Origin of the sequence: Priestia endophytica (assembly GCF_026790145.1) — a bacterium.
Lineage (GTDB): Bacteria > Bacillota > Bacilli > Bacillales > Bacillaceae_H > Bacillus_I > Bacillus_I endophytica_A.
The window spans coordinates 157,427-180,498 of the sequence record NZ_JALAMS010000011.1 but is presented as its reverse complement, the minus strand read 5'-3'; the positions used below and the strand labels follow the sequence as shown (position 1 = coordinate 180,498).

19 protein-coding genes are annotated in these 23,072 nt (G+C 39.5%); 17 read left to right on the top strand and 2 right to left on the bottom strand.

The window, feature by feature from the left end; all coding sequences use genetic code 11:
• Positions 1 to 15 precede the first annotated feature (15 nt).
• Positions 16 to 972 (bottom strand): ABC transporter substrate-binding protein, encoded by a 957-nt coding sequence (locus MOC86_RS09300; protein WP_268583912.1) that lies wholly within the window; start codon positions 970 to 972, stop codon positions 16 to 18.
• Positions 973 to 1,416: 444 nt separating this feature from the next.
• Between MOC86_RS09300 and MOC86_RS09295 the strand changes: the two genes are divergently transcribed.
• From MOC86_RS09295 to rarD, 17 genes are all read left to right on the top strand, one after another.
• Positions 1,417 to 2,196, top strand: coding sequence for a 2,3-dihydro-2,3-dihydroxybenzoate dehydrogenase (locus tag MOC86_RS09295; RefSeq protein WP_268583911.1), 780 nt, complete (start codon positions 1,417 to 1,419; stop codon positions 2,194 to 2,196).
• Between the two features lie 21 nt (positions 2,197 to 2,217).
• Positions 2,218 to 3,393 (top strand): isochorismate synthase DhbC, encoded by a 1,176-nt coding sequence (gene dhbC, locus MOC86_RS09290; protein ID WP_268583909.1) that lies wholly within the window; start codon positions 2,218 to 2,220, stop codon positions 3,391 to 3,393.
• The gene (locus MOC86_RS09285; protein ID WP_268583907.1) at positions 3,390 to 5,009 is read left to right on the top strand and encodes a (2,3-dihydroxybenzoyl)adenylate synthase; all 1,620 of its coding nucleotides are present in this window, start codon (positions 3,390 to 3,392) and stop codon (positions 5,007 to 5,009) included. Before dhbC ends, MOC86_RS09285 begins: the two co-directional genes overlap by 4 nt.
• A 16-nt stretch (positions 5,010 to 5,025) precedes the next feature.
• Entirely contained in the window at positions 5,026 to 5,907 is an 882-nt protein-coding gene (locus tag MOC86_RS09280) for an isochorismatase (protein WP_268583905.1), read from the top strand.
• A gap of 16 nt (positions 5,908 to 5,923) precedes the next feature.
• Positions 5,924 to 13,051: an amino acid adenylation domain-containing protein gene (locus MOC86_RS09275; RefSeq protein WP_268583904.1), complete on the top strand. Its 7,128-nt coding sequence runs from the start codon at positions 5,924 to 5,926 to the stop codon at positions 13,049 to 13,051.
• Positions 13,035 to 13,256: an MbtH family protein gene (locus tag MOC86_RS09270; protein WP_061805330.1), complete on the top strand. Its 222-nt coding sequence runs from the start codon at positions 13,035 to 13,037 to the stop codon at positions 13,254 to 13,256. The genes MOC86_RS09275 and MOC86_RS09270 overlap by 17 nt, the downstream gene beginning before the upstream one ends.
• Positions 13,253 to 14,668: an MDR family MFS transporter gene (locus tag MOC86_RS09265; protein ID WP_268583901.1), complete on the top strand. Its 1,416-nt coding sequence runs from the start codon at positions 13,253 to 13,255 to the stop codon at positions 14,666 to 14,668. The genes MOC86_RS09270 and MOC86_RS09265 overlap by 4 nt, the downstream gene beginning before the upstream one ends.
• A 47-nt stretch (positions 14,669 to 14,715) precedes the next feature.
• A complete protein-coding gene (locus MOC86_RS09260) occupies positions 14,716 to 15,402 on the top strand; it encodes a 4'-phosphopantetheinyl transferase family protein (RefSeq protein WP_268583899.1) in 687 nt (228 codons plus the stop codon).
• A gap of 341 nt (positions 15,403 to 15,743) precedes the next feature.
• On the top strand, positions 15,744 to 16,691 hold the full coding sequence (locus MOC86_RS09255) for an ABC transporter substrate-binding protein (protein ID WP_268583898.1): 948 nt from the start codon (positions 15,744 to 15,746) through the stop codon (positions 16,689 to 16,691).
• 108 nt (positions 16,692 to 16,799) lie between these two features.
• Positions 16,800 to 17,780, top strand: coding sequence for an adenosylcobinamide-phosphate synthase CbiB (gene cbiB / locus MOC86_RS09250; protein WP_268583896.1), 981 nt, complete (start codon positions 16,800 to 16,802; stop codon positions 17,778 to 17,780).
• Positions 17,758 to 18,843 (top strand): threonine-phosphate decarboxylase CobD, encoded by a 1,086-nt coding sequence (gene cobD, locus MOC86_RS09245; RefSeq protein WP_268583894.1) that lies wholly within the window; start codon positions 17,758 to 17,760, stop codon positions 18,841 to 18,843. Before cbiB ends, cobD begins: the two co-directional genes overlap by 23 nt.
• Positions 18,828 to 19,379: a bifunctional adenosylcobinamide kinase/adenosylcobinamide-phosphate guanylyltransferase gene (locus tag MOC86_RS09240; RefSeq protein ID WP_268583893.1), complete on the top strand. Its 552-nt coding sequence runs from the start codon at positions 18,828 to 18,830 to the stop codon at positions 19,377 to 19,379. Before cobD ends, MOC86_RS09240 begins: the two co-directional genes overlap by 16 nt.
• Entirely contained in the window at positions 19,376 to 20,149 is a 774-nt protein-coding gene (locus MOC86_RS09235; RefSeq protein WP_268583891.1) for an adenosylcobinamide-GDP ribazoletransferase, read from the top strand. The genes MOC86_RS09240 and MOC86_RS09235 overlap by 4 nt, the downstream gene beginning before the upstream one ends.
• Complete coding sequence (locus MOC86_RS09230; RefSeq protein WP_268583889.1) at positions 20,107 to 20,724, top strand: histidine phosphatase family protein; 618 nt, start codon at positions 20,107 to 20,109, stop codon at positions 20,722 to 20,724. The genes MOC86_RS09235 and MOC86_RS09230 overlap by 43 nt, the downstream gene beginning before the upstream one ends.
• Positions 20,676 to 21,098 carry a bifunctional adenosylcobinamide kinase/adenosylcobinamide-phosphate guanylyltransferase gene (locus MOC86_RS09225; protein WP_243518706.1) on the top strand — a complete coding sequence of 141 codons (423 nt, stop codon included), beginning with the start codon at positions 20,676 to 20,678 and terminating at the stop codon, positions 21,096 to 21,098. The genes MOC86_RS09230 and MOC86_RS09225 overlap by 49 nt, the downstream gene beginning before the upstream one ends.
• 3 nt (positions 21,099 to 21,101) lie before the next feature.
• On the top strand, positions 21,102 to 21,674 hold the full coding sequence (locus tag MOC86_RS09220; RefSeq protein ID WP_151585774.1) for a cob(I)yrinic acid a,c-diamide adenosyltransferase: 573 nt from the start codon (positions 21,102 to 21,104) through the stop codon (positions 21,672 to 21,674).
• Positions 21,675 to 21,729: 55 nt separating this feature from the next.
• Complete coding sequence (gene rarD, locus MOC86_RS09215) at positions 21,730 to 22,662, top strand: EamA family transporter RarD (protein ID WP_268583887.1); 933 nt, start codon at positions 21,730 to 21,732, stop codon at positions 22,660 to 22,662.
• Positions 22,663 to 22,699: 37 nt separating this feature from the next.
• Here the strand turns inward: rarD and MOC86_RS09210 are convergent, their stop codons facing one another.
• A complete protein-coding gene (locus MOC86_RS09210; RefSeq protein ID WP_019392085.1) occupies positions 22,700 to 23,035 on the bottom strand; it encodes a MerR family transcriptional regulator in 336 nt (111 codons plus the stop codon).
• Positions 23,036 to 23,072: the final 37 nt, after the last annotated feature.

Sequence of the window (23,072 nt, the reverse complement as noted above, 5' to 3'; positions counted from 1 at the left end):
TGAACGCACCTTACATTATTTTGTTAAGTCTTTCTTTGCTGCTTTCAAGAATTCTTGTTTACTATAAGCTGTTCCACCTTGGAAAAGAGGATCAACAGAATTTACAAATACTTTGTCATCTTGCACTGCTTTTATGCTTTTCCAAATTGGGTTTTTCTGAAGATCTTCTAATGCTTTTGGTGTTTTAGCATTCTCGCTATCTGCAAACTGAACAAAAAGGTAATCTGGATTAATATCTGCAAGTTTTTCAAGTGAAACAAGTTCTTGTGTTTTTACAGGCTTAATTTCTTCTGGTACTTTGATGCCAAAATCATTGTATAGAGAAGAGTTAAAATATACATCTTGTGGGTAAACATACAAGTTACCACCACGTACGCGTACAAGAAGTACTTTTTTATCTTTTACAGATCCACTAATATCTTCTTTTAACTGAGCTGCTTCTTTTTCATAGTCACTAATAATCTTTTTCGCTTTGTCTGTTTTCCCTGCTAGTCCTCCTAAAAGAAGCAAGTTATCTTTCCAATTTGCTGAAACGTGAGAGTATGGAATTGTTGTAGCTACTTTATTTAGCTTTTCAGTCACGTTTTCAGGAGACTTTGATGTCCATAAAATAACGTCAGGATCAACATTGAGAAGCGTTTCCTCATCAGGCTGCATTTTTTCCCCAATGCCTGTAGCCCCATCTAAGTCTTTTGCTAAATATTCAGGTATTTTCCCACCTACTGTAATTGTTGCTGCTGGTTTAATGCCAAGCACCGCAGAATCTTCCATAGATTCTAAGCTTGCTGCTGCAATTTTATCCACATTAGCAGGGAGAGTGTACTCTTTTCCTAAATATTTGATTGTTTGTTCCTTTGCACTTGTCTCTTCTGCTTTTGAATCAGACTGCTGAGCTGTTTTTTCTGTGTTGCATGCAGCAAGTCCTAGTGTAAGTAAAGTAGACATTCCAATTAGAGCAATTTTCTTTTTCATGTTCTTAACCCCTTTTATATTTTTTTATGTACAGCTAAAATAGCGTGTTCACCTTTCTAAAATTTGATACTGATAATCATTATCACTATCAAATATAGCGAGAAATCTTTCAAAATTCAAGGAAGAATTTGAAAAAAATAAAAATAAAAAGCTTCTTTAGGCAACGTGTTTAGGTCTTTATGCTTAGAAAATAAAGGGAAAAGGAGTGTGGAAGAAGAGAAAAGTCTTTATATATAAGGGGAATTTAAAAAATAAAATAGCTCTAGGCTTTTAAAGAAAGATAGTCGAAAAGTTGTTTTTTTTCTTTAAGAAGTTTGAGAGGGTTGACGAGAGTAGTTGAGAAGTATTATCATTTGAACTGTTCAATCGATAGTGAAAATCATTATCAATTGATCTAGTACTACTAAGACAATTTTTCAGCATAGAAAAAAAGGAAGTGAAGATATGGGTGAAGGAAAGCCTAGTGTTGCCCTTATAACAGGGGCAGCCCAAGGGATTGGGAAAGAAGTAGCAAGGAGATTTGCTCAGGAAGGATTCTTTGTTGCTTTATTGGATCAAAATGTTCAAAATCTTCACGCTGTTGAAGAAAGTTTGAAAAGTGAACATTATCAGGTAAAAGCTTTTTCAGTAGATATTACAAAAAGCAAATATGTTGAAGAAATAATTGATGATATCGAAAAGAATATAGGGCCTATTGAATGTTTAGCAAATGTTGCAGGAGTTCTTCGGATGGGAAAAACAGTTGAACTTAGCGATGAAGATTGGGCGGCAACTTTTGCAGTCAATACAACAGGAGTATTTGTTATGTCTCGAACAGTGAGCCGCTATATGATCAATAGAAGACGCGGCTCTATCGTAACAGTTAGTTCAAATGCAGGTCATATGCCAAGAATAGATATGGCTGCTTATGCTTCATCAAAGGCAGCTGCAACGATGTTCACGAAATGCCTAGGATTAGAGCTTGCTCAGTTCGGAATTCGTTGTAACGTTGTAGCTCCAGGATCAACGAACACGGAAATGCTGAAGTTGCTATGGGAAGACGAAAAAGGAGAAGAAAACGTTATTAAAGGTTCACTTGAAACGTATAAAACGGGTATACCTCTTCACAAAATAGCAACTCCATCAGATATTGCTGAAGCCGTTTTATTTCTATCGTCTGACAAAGCAGGTCACATTACGATGAATAGTTTGTGCGTCGATGGGGGCGCAACCCTAGGTGTGTAACCTTAAAAGGAGGAACAAAAGATGAAGCAAAGCGTAATGGAGGAAGCTACAAAACCATTGCTTGAACAGTATGAGAAAGGAGACTTTTTCTTTTCTTCACCAACAAAAACGTTACTCGGAAAAGGAAAAGTAAAAGAAGTTCCTTTTACAGAAAGAAGCGAAATACCAAGCACAGTAAAAAAATTATTACATAATGCAAAACAACAAGGATATGAGAAGCCAGTTGCTGTTGGGGCCATTCCATTTTTGCCGTCTCAACCGTCTAAGCTCATCATTCCTGAACATGTTCATATTGAAGAAACAGAAAAAGTGAAAGAACACGTTTTTTCTAACGAGGACATTCAATATGAAGTACGCTCTTTTCCAAGCGGAGAAGAATATGAAGAAGGAGTAAAAGCTGGATTACAAAGTATTCGAGAGGGAGAAATCAACAAGATTGTCCTAGCTCGCTCCCTTTTAGTATCCGCTTCAAAAGCAATTAACGTACCAGAGCTTTTATATAAGCTCGCTTCAAAAAATCAGCATGGTTATACATTTGCCACTAACGTTAGTGATGAGATAGATAACAAAACGCTTGTAGGAGCAAGTCCAGAGCTTTTAATTGCCAAACGTGGCAACCAAATTGTTTCAAATCCTCTAGCAGGCTCAAGACCGCGAAGCAAAGATCCGATTGAAGATAAACGAAGAAGTGAAGAGCTTCTTTCTTCTGAAAAAGACTTATATGAACATGCGTTTGTTGTTCAAGAAATTGCTCGGGCACTTAAGCCATATTGTAAAAATCTACATGTACCAGAAAAACCAGAGCTTCTTCATACCGAAACAATGTGGCACTTATCAACAGTGATAACAGGAGAAGTAGTAGATGACAGCATTTCTTCGCTTGATCTTGCTCATGTGCTTCATCCAACACCTGCTGTATGCGGGACACCTACTGAACAAGCTCGTCAGAAGATTCAGGATATTGAGCCGTTTGACCGGAGCTTTTTCACTGGCACTGTAGGGTGGTGCAATGAGAAGGGGGATGGAGAGTGGATTGTAACAATTCGTTGTGCTGAAGTACTAGAAGAATCTCTTCGTCTTTTCGCTGGTGCTGGAATTGTTGAAGGTTCTATTCCAAGCGAGGAGCGAGCTGAAACAGCGGCAAAGTTTAAAACAATGCTGCGAGCAATGGGGATTAATGAGGAGGAAAAAGAATGACGTCAGGATTTCCAACGTGGCCGGAAGAGCTTTTTCATTTTTATGAAAAAGAATGTTGGACAAACGAAACGTTTGGCAGCATGTTGAAAGACCGCGCTAAAACATATGGAGAAAAAATCGCTGTAAAAAGTAGTACAAAAGAGTTGAGCTATAGAGAGTTAGATCAAAAAGCAGATGAGCTTGCCGCTGGATTTCAAAAGCTTGGATTGAAAAAAGGCGATAAAGTCGTCTTGCAGCTTCCAAATGAAGCAGAGTTCTTTGAAGTATGCTTTGCTTTATTCCGGTTAGGTGTTCTTCCTGTTTTTGCTTTGCCGTCACATCGTTATAGTGAGATTCAATATTTTTGTGAGTTTGCAGAAGCTGCTGCTTACATTATTTACGATAAGCATGGTGGATATGATTACCGAAAGCTTGCACGTGAAGTTCAAAAAGAAGCTCCTTCTTTAAAACATGTCATTGTAGTAGGAGAGGCGGAAGAGTTCCTCTCACTTAGCGATGTGTATGAAAGAGAGGCTTCTTTCACAGCAGATGTTGGGCCAAATGACTTTGCTTTTCTCCAACTATCAGGAGGAAGCACAGGACGATCAAAACTGATTCCGAGAATGCATAATGACTATATTTATAGTTTGGTAAAAAGTAATGAAATTTGCGGAATGAATGAAGATAGCGTATATCTTACCGTTCTTCCTGTTGCGCATAACTATCCCTTAAGCTCACCAGGTGTACTTGGAACGCTATATGGGGGAGGGAAAGTTGTTCTTGCGAGAGATCCTAGCCCTGATGAAGCCTTTTCACTTATTGAAAAGGAAAACGTCACAATTACAGGTGTTGTTCCTCCTGTTGTGCTTATTTGGCTAGAAGCAAGAAAAACGAGAAATGAAGCCTTATCAAGTTTACAAGTGATACAGGTTGGCGGTGCGAAGCTAAGCGCTGAGGCGGCGAAACGAATTTCTCCTGCATTTGGATGCACGCTTCAACAAGTGTATGGAATGGCAGAAGGTCTTGTAAACTATACGCGTCTTCATGATTCAGACGAGCGGGTAATTTTCACCCAAGGAAAGCCGATGTCAGAGTACGATGAAATTCGTATTGTGGATGAAAATGACCAAATCGTTGGAATCTCTGAAGTTGGTGAACTATTAACTCGTGGTCCTTATACAATTCAAGGTTACTATAAAGGCGGTTCTCATAACGAACGAGCGTTTACAAAAGACGGATTTTACCGTACAGGTGACCTTGTCAAAGTAGATGAAGAGGGTTACATCACAGTAGAAGGACGTCATAAAGATCAAATTAATCGTGGCGGAGAGAAAATCGCGGCTGAAGAAGTAGAAAACCATCTGCTTGCACATGAGGATGTTTATGATGCGGCGATTGTTTCTATGCCAGATCCGTTTTTAGGAGAGCGTTCATGCGCTTATATTATCCCGCATCGTGAGGGAGTGAAAGCAACGAGTCTTAAAAAGTTTTTAAAAGAGATCGGACTTGCGGCATTTAAAATTCCAGACCGAATTGAATTTGTTCAAAAATTCCCGCAAACCCCGCTTGGCAAAGTGGATAAAAAAAGTTTACGACAAATGATTGAAGAAAAGCTTAACCAACAAACTTTAGTATAAAAAAGGAGTGATTTTGATGGGCCTTCCATCTATTACATCATACAATATGCCAACTGAAAAAGATTTTCCAAAAAACAGAGTAAACTGGACGCCTGACGCAAGCCGTGCCGTCCTACTTGTACATGATATGCAAGAATATTTCCTAAATTCTTTTGATAGAGAACAGTCGCCAGTTCCCGAGCTTGTAGAGCACATTGCTTTATTGAAAAAAACGTGCGATAAACTCGGTATACCTGTTGTTTATACAGCTCAGCCTGGAAACCAAGATCCTCGTGATCGTGCGCTGTTACAAGACTTTTGGGGAGAAGGATTGACAGATGATCCAGAGCAAACATCGATTTTAAAAGAGTTATCACCTTCAGAAAAGGATGTTGTGCTAACAAAGTGGAGATATAGTGCTTTTAAACGCACGGACTTGTTAGAAAGAATGAAAAAAGAAGGACGCGATCAGCTTATCATTTGCGGTGTTTATGCACATATTGGCTGCTTGATAACGGCAGGAGAAGCATTTATGGAAGATATCCAAGCCTTTTTTGTTGGCGATGCACTCGGAGATTTTTCTTTAGAAAACCACAATATGGCACTGAAGTATGCTTCAGAACGATGCGCTTTTACATTATCAACAAACAATTTAATTCATCAGTTAGAAAGCAAAAATGGAGTAGACGTAAAAGGAAAGGTAGCTTCTCTTCTTGAAATTTCACAATCAGAAATCGAGGACAATGACGATTTAACAGATCTAGGATTGGATTCTATTCGGATTATGAGTCTTGTGGAAGAATGGAGAGATCATAACGAAGAGATTACTTTCATGACGCTTGCAGAGCAACCAACGATAGCCGCATGGACGAAACTGCTTTCACAAGGCAAAGAAAAAACGTTTGCAAAAGTAGAATGAGTAGGGAGTTGATGAGATGAAGAAGAGTGAAAAAACGCGCTGGGCTCTGTCCGGCGCGCAATATGGTATTTGGTTTGCACAGCAGTTAGACCCGAAGGATCCAATATACAACACAGGTGAATACATAGATCTTAATGGCGATATAGATGTCACAAAGCTTCAAGAAGCAATTAAAATAGCTGTTTCAGAAGCTGATGCCTTGCACGTTTCTTATTCAGAGGATGAAAACGGACCTTTTCAACTCCTCGATGATTCAAAGCCTGTGAACGTTCATTACATAGATTTAAGTCATGAAGAAAATGCAGAAGAAAAAGCAAAGAAGTGGATGCGTGAAGACTTAGCTAAACCTATTTCACTAGAGAAAGATCCTCTTTTTTTACAAGCTGTTTTTAAAATAGAGTCCAAGCGTTTCTTCTGGTATCAACGTATTCATCATATTGCTATGGATGCATTTGGTTTTTCGCTTATCACAAAAAGAGTAGCAAGCCTTTATACATCTCTTCTTAAGGGAGAGAAAGAGGCAGGAACCTTTTCTCCTTTCACCAACGTATTAGAAGAAGATATAGCGTATCACCAATCAAAGAAGTTTCGTGATGATGAGAGCTTTTGGATGAACTATTTTGAAGATAATCCTGATGTTGTGAGTTTAGGGGAAGAGGTTTCTAATCCTTCTTCAGATATTGTGCAACATACTGTATATTTGCCAAGCAACATTGTTAGAGAAGTAAAATCATCTTCTGTCTCAAGTAGAAACTGGCACGAAACGATTACAGCAGCTCTCGCGGTTTACATCCATCGTTTAACATCGACAAGAGACGTTGTACTATGTTTGCCAATGATGAACAGATTAGGGTCTGCTGCTCTGAACGTTCCAACGATGGCTTTGAATCTTCTTCCTCTTCGTCTGCAGATTACTTCGAGCATGAATTTCTTAGACGTTATTGAAGCTGTTTCGAGCGAGATGCGAAAAATACGTCCACATCGCCGCTACAGACATGAGGAGCTGCGAAGAAAGCTAGGAAAGGTCGGCGGGAATGAACGTATCTTTGGTCCACAAATTAACATTATGCCTTTTCAATATGCGCTGAATTTTGGAGGATATAAAGCTACTACACATAAGCTTGCAACAGGTCCAGTTGATGATATTACTTTTAATGTGTACGACCAAGAAGATGAAAATGGTCTCCGTATTGATGTAGAAGGAAATGCTTCTATCTATACAAAAGAAGATATTGCCCTTCATAGCGAACGTTTCTTACAGCTCCTTCAAACGTTTATGAAAAGCCAAACATCTCTTACTGTTGGAAAAGTACCTCTTTTGCTTGAAAAAGAGCAAGCGCAGTTAGCGGAATATAACGATACTACTGTAAAGCTTCCGCCTCAAACGCTAGTAGAACTCTTTGAACAAAGTGTAGAACAATATGAGGGAAGAACGGCTTTTTCAGACAGCTCTGTTTCTCTTACATATAAAGAAGTAAATGAAAAAGTAAATCGACTTTCTCGTTTGCTAAGAGAGCACGGAGTAAAGAGTGAAGATTTTATTGGAATTATGATGGATCGATCGGTAGACATGGCTATTTCGATGCTTGCTGTATTAAAAGCAGGTGCCGCATATGTTCCAATTGATCCAGAGTATCCAGCAGAACGAATCTCTTACGTGCTTCAGGATGCAAAACCTTCGCTTGTTCTAACAGATGAGAAGTCTGCCCCTTCTTTAGATGATCAAACAGTAGATCGTTTTGTACTAGATGAAGAACATGTTCAGTATAAACTCGCCTCTTATGAGGACACTCGGGAAGAAACCGTTTTTGTTTCAGAGGAGTCTCCTGCTTATATGATTTATACTTCTGGTTCAACAGGAAACCCAAAAGGTGTTGTCATTTCAAGAAAGAGTTTAGTCAACTTTTTGCATGCTATGCAGCATGATGTTTCGATGAAAAAAGAGGATAAGTTGCTTGCTGTAACAACCATTTCGTTTGATATTTCAGCTCTTGAACTTTATCTTCCATTTTTAAGCGGTGCACAGTGCGTGATTGCGAAAAAGGAAGAAGTACAAGATCAAGCACAGCTTGCGTCCCTTCTACAAAAAGAAGCAGTAACGGTTATGCAAGCTACCCCAACGTTGTGGAGAGCTCTTCTTTCTTATAGTAGAGAAGCCGTACGAGGACTTCGCGTGCTTGTCGGAGGAGAGGCACTACCAGGAGATCTTTTAGGACATTTCCGAGAACTAGATTGCGAAGTTACGAACTTTTATGGCCCAACTGAAACTACGATTTGGTCGTCTTCTGTCACATTCTCTAAAGATGGTAACGAGACACCGAACATTGGGACACCGATCTTAAATACAACAATGTATGTGTTAGATAGCGCCTTACAGCCTGTCCCGTACGGTACGCTTGGTGAACTTTATATTGGGGGAGAAGGACTTGCTCACGGTTATTTTAATAGACCTTCTTTAACAAGCGAACGTTTTATTGCAAATCCTTTTGAACCTGGAACAAGAATGTATCGCACTGGTGATATTGTGAGGTTTAGTAAAAATGGTTCACTTGAATATGTAAGCAGAGCAGATCATCAAATCAAAATGCGCGGCTTCCGCATTGAGCTGGGAGAAATTGAAAACGTGATTTCAGCTTATGAGACTGTATCTCATAGTACAGTTATTGTACGGAAAACAGATGCTGGCTCAGATCAGCTTGTTGCTTATATTGTTCCTCTAGAGGGAGGAGAAGTTGATACGCGAGCGTTGCGTCAGTACGTTAGTGAACAATTACCAGAATATATGGTCCCAGCTATCTTTATGACGATGGATGAGCTTCCGCAAACTCCAAATGGAAAAATTGATCGCAAGGCTCTACCAGAGCCAGACATTTCAGTTCTAGAAGGAAGAGCGCCACGTACTCCTCAGGAGGAGATGCTAAGAGATTTATTTATCGATGTACTAGGGGTGACAAGCGTTGGCATTGACGATGACTTCTTCCATCTTGGAGGTCACTCTCTATTAGCCTCTGTTTTATTAATGCGTATTCGTAAGACGTTTGGTGTGGAAATTAGTTTACGCGCGCTTTTTGATCATCGTACAGTAGCCGAGCTTGCCGTTCTACTAGAAGAGGGAAAAGCAGCTCGACCACCTATTCAGAAAGTGAATTACAGTGGAGAAGTGCCACTCTCCTTTGCACAGCAGCGTTTATGGTTTCTTCATTATTTAGAAGGATGGAGTCCAACGTATAACATTCCAGTCGTTTCTAAAATTAAAGGAGAACTTGACGTTACGTCGCTAAAATCAGCAATTGGAGATGTAGTTGAACGACATGCTCCACTTCGCACTCTTTATAAAGAAAGAGAAGGAGTTCCTTATCAAGAAATAAGGGAGGAACGCTTGTTACCTTTGACAGTAAAGGAAGTAGAAGAATGTGAACTTGATGAGCAGCTTCAAGAGGCTATTCGCTATTCGTTCCGTCTCTCAGAAGAACCGCCGTTTCACGCTTATCTTTTTAGCCTAAATAAACAAGAGCACGTACTGTTGCTGTTATTCCACCATATTTCTTGTGATGGATGGTCGCTTGCACCAGTTATGAAAGATTTAGCGTTTGCATACAACGCTCGTTGTCAGCAAGAAACGCCTAGTTTTACGCCGCTACCTGTTCAATATAAGGACTATACGTTATGGCAGAAGAGTTTTCTAGAAGGAGACCGAATTGAAGAACAACTTTCATTTTGGAAAAAAGAGTTGGCACAGTTGCCGGAGGAGCTCGAGCTTCCAACCGATTACCCACGACCAGTTCAGTCAAGCTATCAAGGTGGAACGGTTCCATTTTCAGTCGAAAGCAAGCTTCATCAAAAACTTAGTGCAATCGCAAAAGAAAATGGCACAAGCTTGTTTATGGTACTGCAAGCAGGACTTTCTGCTCTCTTCACGCGACTTGGAGGAGGAGAAGATATTGCTATTGGGTCACCTGTTGCAGGAAGAAATGACGATGCTTTAACAGAGCTTGTTGGTTTGTTCATTAATACGCTTGTCCTTAGAACAGACACATCAGGAAACCCTACGTTCCGCGAATTGCTTGGACGCGTTCGCAAGGTGAACTTAGATGCATATGAGCATAGTGATATACCATTTGAACGACTAGTAGAAGAATTAAATCCAACGCGTTCAAGATCAAAACACCCTCTGTTTCAAGTTATGCTGGCTCTACAAAATACGGCAGAACCTTCTCTCGCGCTTAAGGGAACAGAAGCAGAAGTGGAAATGCCTAATGTGGGAGCTTCAAAGTTTGATTTAACAATTGAGCTGCGCGAGCAGTATGACAAAAACGGAAGTGAGCAAGGAATTCACGGATTTTTAGAGTATAGCAAAGATCTGTTTACAGAAGAGAGTGCCATAAAAATGGTCGAAAGATGGTGCAAACTTTTAGAAGAAGCCGTAGATCATCAAGATGAGCACATTTCCTTCTTAGATATCTTAACAGAGAAAGAAAAAACAAAACTAGTAAAACAACCAAGCATCGCTACACAAGACAGTCCGACTACAATTGCTCAATTATTTGAAGAGAAAGCACGTCTCTATCGTGACAATATTGCGCTTGTGTTCGACGAAGATTATTTAACTTATGGAGAACTGAATGAACAAGCAAATAGACTTTCACGCTCTCTTATTGAAAAAGGAGTCGGTCCTGAAGACTTTATTGCTTTAAGTTTACCAAGATCTGTAGAGATGATTGTCAGTATTTTAGCCGTATTAAAAACAGGTGCTGCTTATGTTCCGCTTGATCCAACATATCCAAGTGACAGATTAGAGTTTATCTTGCAAGATACAAAGCCTTCAGGTCTTCTCACATTGTCTAACAGTACGATTACGATTCCGGCTGAGGACGGATTCACGCTTTATTTAGACAGAGAAGATGTAAGCTCTTATTCTTCTTATAATGTGAAAGATGAAGAACGACTTTCTTCATTGGAAAGGAATCATCCTGCTTACGTTATTTATACATCAGGTTCGACTGGAAAACCAAAGGGAGTTGTGATTCCACATCACAATGTTATCAGACTATTAGACTCAACAGAAGAATGGTTCCATTTTGACGAGCATGACACTTGGACGATGTTCCACTCCTATGCTTTCGATTTTTCCGTATGGGAGATATGGGGAGCGCTTCTTAGAGGAGGAAGGCTTGTTATTGTACCACATACTGTAAGTCGATCTCCAAAAGAGTTTCTTCAGTTGCTTGTGCGTGAGGGTGTCACGGTTCTGAATCAAACGCCTTCTGCTTTCTATCAATTTATGAGGGAAGAAAGAGAGAATGAGAACCTAAGAGAAGAATTGAAGCTTCGCTTTATTATATTTGGCGGTGAAGCTCTTGATCTCTCGCGTCTAGAAGAGTGGTATAGCCGTCATGAGGAAAATAGGCCAACGCTTATTAATATGTATGGAATTACCGAAACGACCGTGCATGTAAGTTTCCTAGAATTAGGTCTTGAAAGCATTTCTCATCATGGAAATAGCTTAATTGGTGAAAATATAAAAGATTTAGGGATCTATGTTTTAGATGATTACCTGCGTCCTGTTGCTCCAGGCGTTATTGGTGAAATGTACGTAAGTGGAGAGGGACTTGCAAGGGGTTATTTAAATCGTCCAGGGTTAACTGCAGAGCGATTTGTAGCTAATCCATATGGCAAAGAAGGTTCTCGCATGTACCGAACAGGAGATAAAGCCAGGTACCGTCAAGATGGAACGCTGGACTATATAGGGAGAGCGGATCATCAAGTGAAAATTCGCGGTTTCCGAATTGAGCTTGGCGAGATTCAATCTGTATTGCTTCAGTCCGAGTTTGTTGAAAGTGCCGCTGTTGTTGTTGGAGGAGAAGAAATTTCAACGCAAAAGCTAATTGCTTACTATATCCCTACTTCTAATGGAGAAGGAAAAGAAGAAGAAATTCGCACTCACGTAAGAAATCACCTTCCTGATTATATGATTCCAACGGCTTTCATTGAGATGGAAGAATTTCCGCTTACGGTGAATGGAAAACTTGATGTCAAAAAGCTTCCGCTTCCGGACTTTAACTACAAAGGAGAAGGAGATTATCCACGTACGCCGAAAGAAGAGTTGCTCTGCGATATCTTTACGCGCGTCCTTCAGTTAGAACGTGTTGGCATTCATGATAATTTCTTCAACCTCGGAGGGCATTCACTTCTAGCTGTTGAGCTTATTTCAAAAATTCGAGATGCCCTTGGTGTGGAATTAAATATTGGACATTTATTTGAAGCCCCAACCGTTTCAGGGCTTGCAAGACAGATTGATGAAGGCGGAGAAGAGAACTCTCTCAACGTTCTTTTACCTCTTCGAAAAAGTGGCCAGCGCAATCCTGTTTTCTGCGTACACCCTGCTGGAGGATTAAGCTGGTGCTATGCAGGACTTATGACAGCTTTATCTGCTGATTATCCAATCTATGGACTGCAGGCACGAGGAATTTCAGAAGATAATGCATTCCCACGTACGCTTGATGAAATGGCAGAAGACTACGTAAACGAAATCCGCACCGTTCAACCTCATGGGCCATATCATCTTATTGGTTGGTCACTCGGCGGGAACGTTGTGCATGCCATGGCTACAAGACTTCAACGTGAAGGAGAAGAAGTACGTCTTCTTGCTTTGCTTGATGCATATCCAAGTCATTTCTTACCACTAAAAGGCGGGCCTGATGAAGAAGAAGCTCTTATCGCTCTTTTAGCGCTCGGGGGATATGATCCAGACCATTTTGGAGAAAACGAACCGCTCACAATGGAAAGCGCCATTAACATACTGAAAAAAGATGGATGTGCATTAGCAAGCCTTAGTGACGAAACAATCGTACGCTTGAAGGAAACGTACCGAAACTCGGTTCGTATTTTAGGAGAGTATAAGCCACAGTCCTTTAAAGGAAATCTTATGTTCTTTAGATCAACGATTATTCCAGAATGGTTTGATCCCATTTCACCAGATGCATGGAAGACGTATTTAGATGGAGAAATTGAGCAGTATGACATCGATTGTCGTCATAAAGATATGTGCCAGCCGAAGCCTCTCGCTGAAATAGGCGAGCTTTTAGCGCAAGAGCTTGAAAGAATTGAAAATGAAGGAGAGAAAACGCATGTCAAATCCATTTGAACGTGATGATGAACTGTATGTTGTATTATTAAATAAAGAAGGACAGTATTCTTTATGGCCTGCTTTTCTAGATATTCCGCTTGGTTGGGAAATTTCTTACCGAGAAGACACGAGAGAAAAGTGCTTAGCTTATATTAATGAAGAGTGGACAGATATGCGTCCACTCTCGTTAAAAGAATCTTTAGCAAGCGGAGTTTTAAAATGAGAAAAGAGCTTCATCCGAAAACAGTCATAAGCATTATTTATGTAACAGCAATGTTTATGGCTGCTATGGATGGCACGATTGTGAATGTAGCGTTATCAACGATAAGCAGAGAATTCGGCATTTCCCCGTCTGCGACAAGTTCTTTGAATATAAGCTATATTACGAGTCTTGCGGTTATTTTGCCTCTTTCAGGATGGCTTGGAGACCGGTTCGGGACAAAGCGGATTTTTATTCTTGCGCTGAGTTTGTTTACAGGGGCGTCCATTCTTTGTGGACTTTCAAATAGTTTAGGTGCTCTAAATGTTTCTCGTATTCTCCAAGGAATTGGAGGAGGACTTTTAACACCTGTTGGAATGGCAATGCTTTTTCGAACTTTTTCAAAGGAAGAACGAGCGAGAGCATCTCGCTCGCTTCTGCTTCCAATTGCCGTTGCGCCTGCCATTGGTCCTGTTGTTGGTGGGTTACTCGTTGACATGGCCTCATGGAGATGGATTTTTTATATTAACGTGCCTTTTGGCCTTTTTACGATTATCTTTGCATGCCTTTTCTTGAAGGAGCATAAGGAACAAAAAGCAGGTAAATTCGATGCTTTTGGTTTCTTACTAAGCGCACCTGGTTTATGTTTTTTACTTTATGCCTTTATTGAAGCTCCGAGTGAAGGTATGTCCTCTGTGGTTCTAATAACAGGAATTGCTGGCCTTGTTTTATTAACATTCTTTGTTCTTTTGGAATTGAAAATCGAGCAGCCTATGCTTTTTCTCCGCCTTCTTGCTGAAGACAATTTTAAGAAAATGTGCATGATTTCTTTTTTAGCTTCTGGCGGATTGCTTGGAATGCTGTATGTTTTTCCTCTCATGTATCAAAGTGCGCTTGGAGCTTCTGCGCTTGAAAGTGGGCTTGTCCTTTTTCCAGAAGCATTAGGACTTATGCTTGCATCAAGACTTGTTCCTTTTTCAAACAAAAAGTGGGGAGCCAAAAACGTCATTTCCACAGGTCTTTTAGTTGCTGCTCTTCTTTTTGTTTTATTAAGTTTTGCAGGATCAATCGCTAATCCATGGGTGTTTCGTATCATCTTATTTGGTATAGGAGTTTCACTTGGACATGCTGTTGTAACCGTGCAGTTTACTTCTTTTGCAAATGTTTCTTCTTCTTCAATGGGGCGGGCTACAACGCTTTTTCAAGTGCAAAATCGATTAGGCTCTTCCATTGGATTAGCGGTACTTGCAGGAATTATTGCCCTATTCCAATTTGGATCGTTGTCAAGAGAAAGTTTACTTCCTTATCAAGCCTCATTAGGAGGAGCGGCTCTTATTTTATTTATCGCATTTTTAGTTTCCTTAACAGTAGGAGCACGAGAAAAGACTACAGTAAAGCATAAAAAAGGAGCAGAACTTGCTCAAATTAAAAAGTAAAAAAAGAGGAGAATCTTCTCCTCTTTTTCACATGAAAGGAAATCAATATGGTTGAAGTGTACTTATGCAAATTACCACATCTTTTACAACAAAAAGAGCTAAACTTCTTGTTACAAGGAGTATCGCAAGGGAAAAAAGAAAAGGTCTCCAAACTTTATCATCTTAGTGACAAATATCGTACAACTCTTGGTGAACTTCTTGTTCGGTTCCTTTATGAGAGAAAACATCCATCTCAGCCAATGTGCACGTTTACTCAAAATGCTTATGGAAAACCATACATTAAAGAAAATCTATCCTCCTGTTTTTTTAATATTTCACATTCGGGGGAATGGGTTGCTTGTGCTTTTCATGATCGTGAAGTAGGGGTTGATATTGAAGAAATAAAAGATAAACAAGAGGACGTTGCAAAAATAGCTTTTACAAGCGAAGAATATGAAAGAATCATGAAGGAGGACAAGGAGTATTTTTACGAGCTTTGGGCAAGTAAAGAAAGCTATGTAAAAGCCGTTGGAAAAGGGTTTACGATTAGTCCTGATACTATTTCTGTCAAAAGGAACGATGAAGGAGCAACCTTTGTCTGTGAAAAAGAAAGACATGAGATTCAAGATTTTTTCTGCAAAATATACGATCTTGAAGGGTATAAGCTAGCAGTTTGTGCTGAGAGAACAAGTAAAGAAGAGTTTCTTCCTCCCGTTGTCGTCTCCTTCGCTGAAATTCTTTCTTTTTTAACATAAAAAGACTCAGGCCTTATTAAAAGCCTGAGCAATAGACCATTCACCCCTTACGTATCATACGAGAGTCACATATGATATGTTCACTATAGCAAGGTTTATAAGCCGTGTGAAAAAGCTTGTTAGAAAGCCTTCCCCTGTTTTTATTTCCTCACCTATTTTCTTTTCAAAATATGTAGGATATACTAGCTTTAGCCAACTTTCTGAAATAGAGAATGTGTTTTTACAGAACGAGCTTTTCTCTTTTGTGACTGAAAAAGAGGAGAGGTCGTATTCTTCATAAGCAGAAGTTCATTCATATGGAAGAAAGGCGGAATCTTTAGGAAGTAGAAGGAGGAAAAGAAGTGAAAAAGCTTTATATGCTTTTATTTGCCGTTGTACTCGTGCTTAGTGCATGTAATTCAGACGGCAATGACAATAGCAGTACGAAAAACGATAGCGCTTCTGTACAGCAAGACAAAGTTTATCCAGTCTCAATAGAGGATGCGCGCGGTGAAAAGGTGAAGCTAGAAAAGCAGCCGAAAAAAGTCGTTTCTCTTATTCCAAGTAATACAGAAATTTTATACAACATTGGAGCGGGAAAACAAGTTGTTGGTGTGACGGATAATGATACATATCCGAAAGAAGTAAAAGAGAAGGAATCTGTTGGCGGCATGGAGCCAAACGTAGAGAAAATTATTTCTCTAAACCCGGATCTTGTTTTAGCACATGCTTCTACAATGGCAAGCGGTTCAGATCTTTATAAACAGCTTGAAGATGCAGGAATTAAAGTATTTGTTGTTAAAGATGCTCAAACATTTGATGCTACATACCAATCAATTGAAACAATTGGCGCTTTAACAGGTCATGTTGAGAAGGCGGAAGAAACGATTGCTGACATGAAAGAGATCGTCAAAGAAATTACGGATAAGGCAAAAGAAGTGAAAGACAAGAAAAAAGTCTGGGTTGAAATTTCTTCTGACCTTTACACAGCAGGAGAAGGGACGTTCATGAACGAAATGTTAACCCTTATCGGAGCTGAAAATGCAGCGAAAGATCAAGAAGGATGGGTACAGCTTTCAAAAGAAGATGTTGTTGCCTTAAATCCAGATGTTATTTTAACAACCTATGGAGCAGCAGATAAAAACGCAGTCGAAAATATTAAAAAGCGTCCTGGTTTTGAGGCTGTTAAAGCTGTAGAAACAAACAGCATTACAGATCTCAATTCTGATGAAGTAACGCGTCCTGGTCCACGTCTTGTTAATGGACTAGAAGATATGGCTAAAGCCGTATATCCAGAACTCTACAAGTAAGAAGAGTAGGTTGGTCTCCTTAGGGGACTGGCCTTCTTTATAGTTTTAACCGACAGAACATTTAGAAAAGTTTCGCGTTTCCATATTGAAGAGAAAAGGAGAAAGAGAGTGGATATTTCATTAATTATTTTTGCACATCTTGCTGCTATTGTTCTCGCTCTTTTCATTGATTTTATTGTAGGAGATCCTGAGCATTGGCCACACCCTGTTCGCTTTTTTGGAGCCCAAATTTCATGGTGTGATCGCCTTTTTAATAGAGGGAAACACCGAAAATTGAAAGGGATCACCCCACCGCTTTTTTTATTTTTTTGGACCGTTATAGCGAGTGGAATCTTCATTTACTTTTGCTATCATTTATCATACATATTTGGCATTGTAATCGAAGGCCTTCTTATTTCAACAACAATTGCCAGAACATCGCTTGCAAAGGCAGCCCTTGAAGTCCATGAACCGCTTCACGCAGAAAATATAGACGGAGCTCGTGCTAGTGTTGGAATGATTGTAGGAAGAGATACAGACACGTTGTCAAAAGGGGAAGTAACGCGTGCTACCATTGAAACGGTGGCTGAAAACGTAAGTGACGGCATAACAGCTCCTCTTTTCTTTGCTCTATTTGGCGGAGCTCCTCTTGCTTTATTTTATAGAGCAGTGAACACGTGTGACTCAATGGTAGGGTACAAAAATAAGCAGTATATGGAATTTGGTTACTGCAGTGCCCGGTTAGATGATTTACTAAACTTAATTCCAAGCCGCACAACAGCATTTGCTCTTGTATTAGGCTATATTCACAAAAGTAAGTATACGTTAAAAGAAGTCCTATCAATTGTTAAACGTGATGCCCGCAAGCATCCGAGTCCAAACAGTGGTTTTTTAGAAAGTGCTGCTGCAGGACTTTTAGGCGTTAGACTTGGTGGAGTCAATACATATAAAGGAGTTGTCTCACATCGAGCACATATGGGAAACCCTGATCGAGAACTGAAGGCGTCTATGATTAAAGAGACCATTCAAATTATGAACCGAGGGGTTCTTTATTATTCTTTTTTTATTTTTATTGGAGGTGGCCTTTTTGTTGCCCTCACATGGAGCTAACCCAAAAAATTTTTTAAAAGCGCTCAATGTTCAAGATCGAGAGCTTTATTATGATTTTAGCGTGAACGTTAACCCAATTGGTATTCCTTCTTCTCTTTACGAAGGAATAGAAGAAAGAAATCAATCGATGTTTTCGTATCCAGAGCAGCATGCAGAAACATTAGCAAGTTATATTGCTTTAGGAGAAGAAACAGCTAGTGAAAATATTTTGTGTACAAATGGAGCAGCAGAAGCTTTTTTCTTAATTGCTTCTCTTTTTGCAAACAAAAAAGCAAGCATTCTTCAGCCAACATTTGTAGAATATGAGCGGGCATGTCTTGCATATGGCTGTACAATTCGGCATCTTTCATTAGAGGAAGAAAGAGACTGGCAGTGGAATATTGAGGCTGTTTTAAAAGAAATAGAGAAGGTTGACATTTTATTTGTTTGTCACCCTAACAATCCGACTGGCATGATGTATCCTGAAAAAGAATGGGAACTCGTTTTAGAAAAAGCGAAAGAAAGTCGAACAACAGTTGTGATTGATGAAGCCTTTGCTGATTTTACAGGGGAAAGTTATTCTTTTGTTTCTTATGTGCAAAAAGGGTATCCTGTTATAATTGTGCGTTCTCTTACGAAAATGTATCATATTCCAGGCGTGCGTTTAGGTTATATTATAAGCAATAAAGAAAAAGTGAAAGCACTGCAAGAAAAGCAACCGCCATGGAGTGTGAACGGAATGGCTCAATATATCGGAGAGAAGCTTATGAATGAGCATGAGTTTGTAGCTGAAACAGTTCAATATGTCAAAAAAGAGCGAGAGTTTATATTTCATAGATTAAAAGATCTTGGCTTTTCTTTTATGCCCTCGTATACAAATTACTATTTATGTAAAGTACCAGAAGAACTTGAAGGAAGAACCTTTTTATCATATCTAGCTCAAGAAGGAATCGTTGCAAGACATACGGAAAATTTCCGCTTGTTAGAAGGACGCTACATTCGATTAGCGGTGAGAACACGGGAGGAAAATGAGCATCTTTTACACGTGCTCGGGAATGTTAAGAAACAATGCTCATTTTTCTAACAGGAGGCGTCCGGAGCGGGAAATCTACATATGCAGAAGCTCTTGTTGAGCGTTTGCTTGCTAAAGAAGCTGTATATATTGCAACAAGTAAAAAAACAGATGATGAAATGGAAGAAAGAATAAAAGCTCACAAGCTTGCGAGAAAGGAAGGGCGAGTGCCTTGGCGTACATTAGAACAGCAACAAGGCATGTCTACTCTTTTTTCCTCTTTAAAAGAAACGGACGTTGTGCTCCTAGACTGTGCAACAAACTGGCTTGCTAATGAACTGTTTACACCGCCTTCTTACAATTGGCCGTCAAATTGGGAATGGATCGTAGATAATATGGTGAATGAAGTCAAAGCATTGCATAAGAAAGTGCGTCATCTCATTATTGTATCAAATGAGATCTTTCAAGGAGGATATGAAGAAGGAGTAACGGCAAAGTATATGGAAGCACTAGGTTGTTTGCATGTGGAAATTGTCAAAAGAGCAGATGTCGCAGGAGAGATTGTGGGAGGAATTCCTAGGCTGAAAAAAGGACAGATACATCTATGAAAAAACTCATTGAAATTATTAAAATTGGGCTAAGCTTTTTTACAATCGTTCCAGCAGGAAAAAGAGTAGAATGGACAGAGAGGAAAGTAGCTGGAACGCTGCTCTTTCTTCCTGTTTTAGGTGGCGTTTTAGCCTTCTTATTGAACGGCGTTATAAAAGGAGAAGAGTTGTTTTCTCCGCTTGTCTTTTCGCTTCTTCTTCTTTTTATTCCGATCATCATAACAGGAGGGCTTCATCTTGATGGGTGGATGGATGTTAGTGATGCATACTTTTCTCATCAAAATCGAGAAAAAAAGCTTGCCATTTTAAGTGATCCAAACGTAGGGGCTTTTGCGGTAATTTCACTTCTTGTTTTGCTTTCTTTTCGGTTTATGGCTATTTATGAGCTTGTTCGTGTTGAAGAAGTTTCGTTTCCTCTTCTTGTGATGATTCTAAGCGGTGCTCGGCTTTCTTCCGCTTTTTTACTTATATATACAAAGTCTGCAAAAGAAAGTGGACTCGCTTTTTATTTCCAAAGTGGAATTACACCTCCTATAAAAAGAGGATTTTGGATTGAAGTGCTGCTTTTTTTCGGAGTTTGTGCTTTTGTTTCTCCGCTGCTTTGTTTCGTTTTGGGCGGAGCTCTTTTGCTCTATACGTTTTGTGCTCGTATCTTTTTCCACCGTCAGTTTGGAGGGATTACAGGAGACAGTATCGGAGCAACGATTGAAGGAGGGGAAACTTTTTTATGGATGATCATGTGGTTATTTCAGCTGTTCGTCATGGCATAACAGCATATAATAAAAGAAAAGCATATATGGGATGGAGCAATCCACCGCTTTTAGAGGAAGCATTAGCAAAGATTACCCCATATGAAAAAGAGGATGTACTTGTTGTAGGAAGCGATTTGAAACGTTGTGAGGAAACAGCAAAGGCTCTCTTTCCGAAAGCTCCTTATCATTCTTTTAAAGAGTGGCGTGAGCTTCATTTTGGACAGTGGGAAGGGAAAACGTATCATGAACTAAAAGATAATGTACAGTACCGAAATTGGGTGGATCATCCCTTTACACGTGAAATACCAGGCGGTGAAATGTATACAGACTTCAATGAGCGCATCAATCAAGCTCTTCTTTATAGTTTGAACGAATTAAAGAAAAGTGGAAAAACAAAGTTGGTCATTGTAACACACGGAGGCGTTATTCGCTCTTTACATGAGCGTTTTCTAAAAGAAAACAATGTGTTTTGGAACTTGAATATTGGTTATACAGAAGCTATCACATGGAAGATGACGTATGAAAGGGTAAGGAGGGATGAGTCGTGCATTTCGTATTCGGAGGGGCTTTTAACGGAAAGCGTCAGTGGATAGATGAATATTATGCGATGGAACAGACAGAGACTCTTTCATTTCAGCATCTCAACCGCTCTGTGGCTTTTCATAAGAAAGTGTACATAGTAGAAGGATTTACTTTATGGGTTAGAGAAAGGATAAAAACCCTCTCTATTGAGGACACAAGAGGTCTTGCTAGGAGGATTATAGAAAAGATAAAAAAAGAGGAAAAAGATAAAGGAGCTCATTTTGTTTTAATTGGGACAGAAGTTGGCAAGGGAATTGTGCCAATGGATCCGTTAGACCGTCATTTCCGTGATGTTTGCGGGTATATTTATCAGGATATGATAAAGGCAGCTTCAACAGTTGATTACATTTGGTATGGAATACAAGAACGATTGAAAGGGGAATAAGAGATGGACATTTATACGAAAACAGGTGACAAAGGAAAAACAAGTTTAATAGGAGGCCGCGTTGATAAAGACGATATGCGAGTTGAAGCATATGGAACAATTGATGAGTTAAACAGTTTTGTTGGGCAAGCAGCTTCTCTTATTGAAGCGAAAGAACTAGAGGATATGAAAGAAGAGCTGCTGACAATTCAGCACGAACTTTTTGACTGTGGCAGCGACCTTGCATATGCGAAGAAAGGACACCCGTTTAAAGTGAGTGATGAAATGAGCGAGAAGCTTGAAAAAAGCATTGATCGCTATATGGAGGAATCTCCAGCAATTGAACGATTTATTCTTCCAGGGGGCACACAGCTTGCTGCAACGCTTCACGTTTGTCGTACAGTTACAAGAAGAGCAGAGCGTTTTGTTGTTACAGTAAGTAAAGAACACGAAATTAATAAAAGTGTCTTATCTTATCTTAACCGTTTATCAGACTACTTTTTCGCAGCGGCACGGGCTGCAAATGCACGTGCAAACGTAAGCGATGTTGAATATGAAAGAAGTGCTAAAGTATTTAAGCCAAATAATACGAAGTAAATGCTCATCTCATGCTATAATAGTAAAATTATAGTAATGAGAAAGGATGAGGATAATGGAAGAACAACGAACAAAACTTGATAGCCACGGCGTTGCTTATACCGCCGCGGCTTATATCATGTGGGGAATTCTTCCGCTATATTGGAAGCTGCTTGAAAGCGTGCCTTCAGGAGAAATTTTAGCATATCGCATTTTATGGTCTTTTATTTTTATGATTCTCCTTTTAGCGTTTTCACGTAGTTTTCAAAAGGTGAAAGAACAGTGGAAGTTAATGACAAAAGGGCAGATTATCGCCTTGGCAGGAGCTTCAATTTTAATTAGCATAAACTGGTTTGTTTACATATGGGCTGTAAATGCTAACTTAGTTGTTGAAGCAAGTTTAGGATATTATGTAAATCCGCTTATTAGCGTTTTACTAGGCGTTATCTTTTTAAAAGAAAAACTAAATTTTTGGCAATTGATTGCGGTGTTATTAGCGGCTGTTGGGGTTGGGATCCTTACTTTTCAATATGGAACTTTTCCATGGATTGCCCTTTCCCTTGCTTTGAGCTTTGGATTTTACGGACTTGTAAAGAAAAAGTTAACGTTAGATCCAAAGGTTGGTCTAACACTTGAGACGCTTTTTGTGACGCCTGTTGCTCTTTTTTATGTGCTGTTTTTGTTCGCAAACGGACATGGCATTTTAATGGACGTTTCACTATTAACGGTTATTCTTTTAGCAGGGGGTGGAATTGTAACAGCTGTTCCTCTTCTTTATTTTGCAAAAGGAGCTCAGCGTATTCCACTATCAATGGTCGGTTTTTTACAATATATTGCGCCAACTATTATGCTTTTTGTAGGAACGGTTGTGTTTCATGAACCTTTCTCTTCTTCACAGCTTTTAACTTTTATGTTGATTTGGATTGGCTCGATTATTTTTTCTTTGTCTAAAACGAAGTTTATGCTTTCTCATCAACCGCGCTTTAAAAAGGAAAGTTCGCTTCATTAATGAGGAACCCCACCTGAGGAAAACAGGTGGGGTTTTTTTAGTAGTTTCTTGAGTGAAAGTGGGCATTAAGCTGCCCTTGGAGCATTCTGTTGCGGATTTCATTTGTTTTGTTTTTATTCTTTTCCTCACGGCGAGCAAGCTCATGCCTTATTTCTTTTGTTTGAACTCCTTCCTCAATCTTATCAGCAATATCCATTAGTCGCTCTACATCAGAAAAAGAATATTTTCGAATGCCAGTCGACGTTCTCTCAGGAAAAAGAAGCTGTCTTTTCTCATAATATCGAATTTGTCGTTCGGACAAACCTGTTAGTTCTTTCACAATTCCAATTGACATCACTTTTTTATCACGGTATGAAGCTTCTTCTGTTTTCATATACCTTCACCTCTACTTAAGATAGATGATAATTTTG